At 72.3% G+C, this 4833-nt stretch carries 4 protein-coding genes; 3 read left to right on the forward strand and 1 reads right to left on the reverse strand.

The features are described from left to right. Positions 1-624 (reverse strand): enoyl-CoA hydratase/isomerase family protein (locus ABYE80_RS17215; protein ID WP_372791537.1); only part of this gene is annotated, 624 nt, incomplete at its 3' end. Between the two features lie 74 nt (positions 625-698). Here ABYE80_RS17215 and ABYE80_RS17220 point away from each other — a divergent pair. The 3 genes from ABYE80_RS17220 to ABYE80_RS17230 are packed head-to-tail and all read left to right on the forward strand — an operon-like array spanning position 699 to position 4598. Then, positions 699-2099 carry an OB-fold domain-containing protein gene (locus ABYE80_RS17220; protein WP_372791538.1) on the forward strand — a complete coding sequence of 467 codons (1401 nt, stop codon included), beginning with the start codon at positions 699-701 and terminating at the stop codon, positions 2097-2099. Further along, positions 2092-3294, forward strand: coding sequence for an acetyl-CoA acetyltransferase (locus tag ABYE80_RS17225; RefSeq protein WP_372791539.1), 1203 nt, complete (start codon positions 2092-2094; stop codon positions 3292-3294). The genes ABYE80_RS17220 and ABYE80_RS17225 overlap by 8 nt, the downstream gene beginning before the upstream one ends. After that, a complete protein-coding gene (locus ABYE80_RS17230) occupies positions 3291-4598 on the forward strand; it encodes a phytoene desaturase family protein (RefSeq protein WP_372791540.1) in 1308 nt (435 codons plus the stop codon). The genes ABYE80_RS17225 and ABYE80_RS17230 overlap by 4 nt, the downstream gene beginning before the upstream one ends. The last annotated feature ends 235 nt before the right edge of the window (positions 4599-4833 follow it).

The raw sequence follows: 4833 nt of genomic DNA on the forward strand, positions 1-4833 counted from the left end.
GGGTCCGCTCGCCAGGCGCTCGGCGAGCGCCCGGGCCTCGTCGGCGAGTGATCCATCGGGGTGGACCGCGTTCACGACCCCCCACTCCAGGGCGGTCCGGGCGGGGAGCTGCTCGCCGAGCATCACGAGCTGAGCCGTGCGTGCCGGCCCGATCCGCTCGACCAGGTGGGGGATCGATCCGCCGTCCGGGGCGACGCCCAGATGTACGAACGCGAGCAGGAAGAAGGCGGACTCCGCGGCGATCACCAGGTCGCAGGCCAGCGCCAGCGAGACGCCGAGGCCCGCGCAGGCGCCCTGGACCGCCGCGATCGCCGGCTTGCGCATGGTGCGCAGCTCGACCACGATCGGGTTGTAGATCTCCTCGAGGCGGGTGTGGAGGTCCGGGTGGCCCTCCGGGGTCAGCTCCCGTGGCACCTTCACGTCGGCCCCCGCGGAGAACGCGCGTCCCGCGCCGGTGATGAGCACCGCGCGGACGTCCGGGTCGGGGGCCACGGCGCGCAGCGCATGCAGCAGCTCACGCCCCATGTCAGGTGTCCACGCGTTCAGCGCCGCGGGCCGGTGCAGCTCGATGTGGGCCACGTGGTCGCGGATGGCGAGGCGGATGTCGGCGTCGTCGGTGCTCACTGGCGCGCTATTGTAGGCTACTCGGACAGAGTGTCCGGTCAATAAGACCGTGTGTCCGCTCCCGAGAGGAACCGATGGGTCGAGGAATCACCAGCTACGCCACCTACGTGCCGCGTCACCGGCTGCACGCCGCCGAGATCGGCGCCGCGCTGTCCGCTCCCGCGGGCAAGGGCGTGCGGGCGCTGGCCTCCTACGACGAGGACTCCACGACCCTGGCGGTCGAGGCGGCCCGGCGGATCCTGCCCCACGGGGGCGACCTCGACGGGTGCGCCCCCGACCTCTTCTTCGCCACCACCGCGCCGGCCTACCTCGACAAGACCAACGCCTCGGCGATCCACGCGGCGCTCGACCTGCCGCGAGCCGGGTTCGCGGTCGACCTGATCGGGTCGCCCCGATCCGCCGTCGGCGCGCTGCGGTCCGCGGCCGCCGTCGGCGGGCTGGCCGTGCTCGCGGATCTGCGGACCGGCCTGCCGGGCTCGGCCGACGAGCGTGGTGGCGGCGACGCGGCAGCGGCGTTCCGCTTCGCGACCGACGGGACGGCGCCCCAGGAGCTGGCCGCGGAGATCCGCGCCGAGGTGTCACTCACCGCCGAGTTCCTCGACCGCTGGAGGCAGCCCGGGGACCCGACGAGCACGCAGTGGGAGGAGCGCTTCGGCCTCGAGACCTACGTGCCACTCATCACCGACGCGGCGACCAGGGCGCTGGCGGCCGCCGGTGTGGACGAGGTCGATCACCTCATCGTCTCCTGTCCGCATCAGAAGGCCGCCGTCACCGCGACCCGCAAGCTCGGTGGCGGACGCATCCCCGAGGAGGCGCCCGGTATCGGGTACGCGGGAACCGCCGATCCGGGCGTGCGGCTCGCCGCGGTCCTCGACCGCGCCGCGCCCGGCGAGACGGTGCTGCTCGTCGTCGCCTGCGACGGCGCGGACGCGACCGTCCTGCGGGCCGGGCCCGCGGTTGCGACCGCGCGCCGCGGCGCCCCCGTGGCCGAGCAGGTCGACGGCGGCCGCGACGTCACCTACGCCACCTACCTGACCTGGCGGGGCCTGCTGCAGCGCGAACCCCCCCGGCGCCCCGAGCCCGAGCGGCCCACCGCCCCCCCGTCGGCCCGTGACGCCTCCTGGAAGTTCGGCTTCGTCGGGACCGCCTGCCAGGCCTGCGGTCAGGTGCACGTGCCGCCGCGCCGGGTCTGCGCCGGGTGCGGGGCGGTCGACCGCATGGAGCGCCGGGCGCTGGCCGACCGGCCCGGCACGGTGGCGACGTACACGGTCGACCGGCTTGCCTTCTCGCCCGCCCCGCCGATGATCGACGCGGTGGTCGACTTCGACGGGGGCGGCCGCTACACCCTCGAGGTGGCCGACGCGAGCCCCGACGAGATCGAGATCGGCACCCGCCTGGAGCTCACCTTCCGTCGCCTCTACACCACCGGCGGCGTGCACAACTACTTCTGGAAGGTGAGGCCGACGCATGGGTAGTCACGGCATCAAGGACAAGGTCGCGATCGTCGGCATGGGCTGCACGACGTTCGGCGAGCACTGGGAGCGGTCAGCGGACGATCTGCTCGTCGACGCCACCGAGGAGTGCTTCGCCTCGACCCCGAGCCTCCCGAAGGGGGACGTCGACGCCTACTGGATCGGCACGATGAACTCCGGTCAGTCCGGGGTCGTCCTCAGCAAGCCGCTGGGGATCGACTACAAGCCGGTGACCCGCGTCGAGAACATGTGCGCGACCGGGTCCGAAGCGGTGCGCGCGGCGTGCTACGCCGTGGCGTCGGGCGCCTACGACCGGGTCATGGCCGTCGGCGTCGAGAAGCTCAAGGACACCGGCTTCGCCGGGCTCGTGCGTTCCACGGTGCCCGGTGACGGCACCGCGTCGGAGATCAACCTCACCGCCCCGGCGGCGTTCAGCCTGCTGGATCCCGCCTACTGCAAGAAGTACGGCGTGGACCCGCAGGACATGCGGGACGCGATGACCCACGTGGCCTGGAAGAACCACCTCGGCGGCTCCCGCAACCCCCGGGCGCAGTTCCGCAAGGAGGTCAGCAAGGAGACGATCGCGCGGCAGGCCGGCAAGGTCGCGGGGCGTCTCGGCGTCTTCGACTGCTCCGGCGTGGCGGACGGCGCGGCCGCGGCCCTGATCGTGCGCGCCGAGGACGCCCACCTGTACACCGACACGCCGATGTTCGTGAAGGCTCTGGCGATGGTCGCCGGCCCCGCGAGCGGACCGATCGATCCCTCCTACGACTACACGACCTTCCACGAGGTGGTCGCCTGCGCGAAGGACGCCTACGCGCAGGCCGGGATCACGAACCCGCGCGAGCAACTCGATCTCGCCGAGGTGCACGACTGCTTCACGCCCACCGAGCTGGTCCTGATGGAGGACCTCGGGTTCTCCGAGCGAGGCCAGGCCTGGCGCGACGAGCTCGACGGCGTCTTCGACCAGGACGGCGCGCTGGCCGTCAACGTGGACGGGGGCCTGAAGTCCTTCGGCCATCCGGTCGGCGCCAGCGGCCTGAGGATGCTGTTCGAGTGCTGGCAGCAGTTCCGCGGCGAGGCCGGTGAGCGCCAGCTCCCGGACGCCAAGCTCGGCCTGACGCACAACCTCGGCGGCCGGCCGGGTACGTGCGTGTCCTTCATCAGCGTCGTCGGCCGGGATCGCGAGGGGGCGTGAGCGCGGTCGAGCAGGTCGACGTCCTCGTCGTCGGCGCGGGCATGGGCGGCGTGTGCGTCGCCGCGCGCCTCGCGCAGGGCGGGCAGAAGGTCCTGCTGGTGGAGCGCGAGGATCGCGTCGGCGGGCGGGCATCGTCGTTCGACATCGACGGCTTCACGATCAACACCGGCGCGATCGCGATCGAGAACGGCGGCGTGATGGAGCAGACGTTCGCCGATCTCGGCGCGACGCTCGACCTCCGCTACCCCGACCCAGCCAACGTCTTCCGCATCAAAGGACGGACCGTCAACCCCGCGAAGGGCGGCTGGTCGTTCCTGCTCGATCAGATCACCAAGAAGGGCGCCAAGGTCCTGGCCGGGCTGGGCAGCGCCCGCAAGGGTGAGCTGCCCGAGGAGCAGGTGACGCTGGCGGACTGGATCGGCGGTGCGACGTCCAACGAGACCGTCCACCGGCTGTTCCGCAACCTGAGCGCGGCGATCTTCGCCGTCAACTCCGACGAGATCCCGGCCAAGGCCTTCCTCACCTACTTCACCCAGAAGGGTGCGTTCCGCAACTTCGGCTTCCACCCGGGAGGGACCGTGGCGGTCTGTGAGGCGATCGCCGAGTTCGTCGTCCAGGAGGGCTCGCAGGTCTGGACGGGCGCTACCGTCACCGCCATCTCCGCGGAGCGCGGCCGGGCGACCGGTGCGACGATTCGCCGCGCCGACGGCACGACCGTCGAGGTCCGCGCCGGCGCGGTGGTCTCCAACGTGGGACCGGTCGCGACGATCGACCTCGTGGGGGAGGAGGCGCTCGGTGAGGGGTACGTCACCGCCACACGGGCCGCCTCGAGGCCCAGCGCGAACATCATCATCCACGTGGCCTCGCGCGAACCGCTGCTCGACACACCGGGGCTGATCGTGTTCTCGGGCACCGAGCGCCTGTGCAACGCGGGGAACATGACGGCGACCTGCCCGGAGCTGGCACCCGAGGGTTGGCACCTGACCGTGGTCTACGCGGTTCCGCGCCCGGCGATCGGCGAGTTCGACGTCGACGGTGAGCTCGAGCGCTCGCTGCAGGAGCTCCGTGACGAGCTGCCCGGCATGGCGCATCCGGAGACGAGGATCCTCGACGCTCGGGTGATGCACGGTGACTGGCCCGCGCAACGTGCCGCGTCGGGCTACGAGCTGCCGCGCTCCACTCCTCTCGACAACCTGCTGCACGTCGGTGACGGCGTCCGGGACTACGGGGACGGCGGTACGCAGTCCTGCGCCGTGACCGCCAAGCACGTGGCGGACGAACTGCTGGGAGTGACCGCACCGTAGCCACCCCTCCCACCAGGGCGTGCGACGTTTCAGCGACCCTCAGAGTCGCTCAGGCGTCGCACCCTCTGGCGGGGGTGGGCGACCGGGGCGCGTTCAGGCGGTGAGCGCCCTGCGTGCGGCCTCGTCGAGGCCCCAGGCCTCCAGCACCGCGTCGGTGTCCTGCACGATCGGGCGTGCGGCTCCAGGGGTGCGGTCGAACCGGGGAGCGGCGGCCGGCTGCACCATGCCATCGACC

The sequence above is a fragment of the Paraconexibacter sp. genome, assembly GCF_041602235.1.
In the GTDB taxonomy this organism is placed as follows: domain Bacteria; phylum Actinomycetota; class Thermoleophilia; order Solirubrobacterales; family Solirubrobacteraceae; genus Paraconexibacter.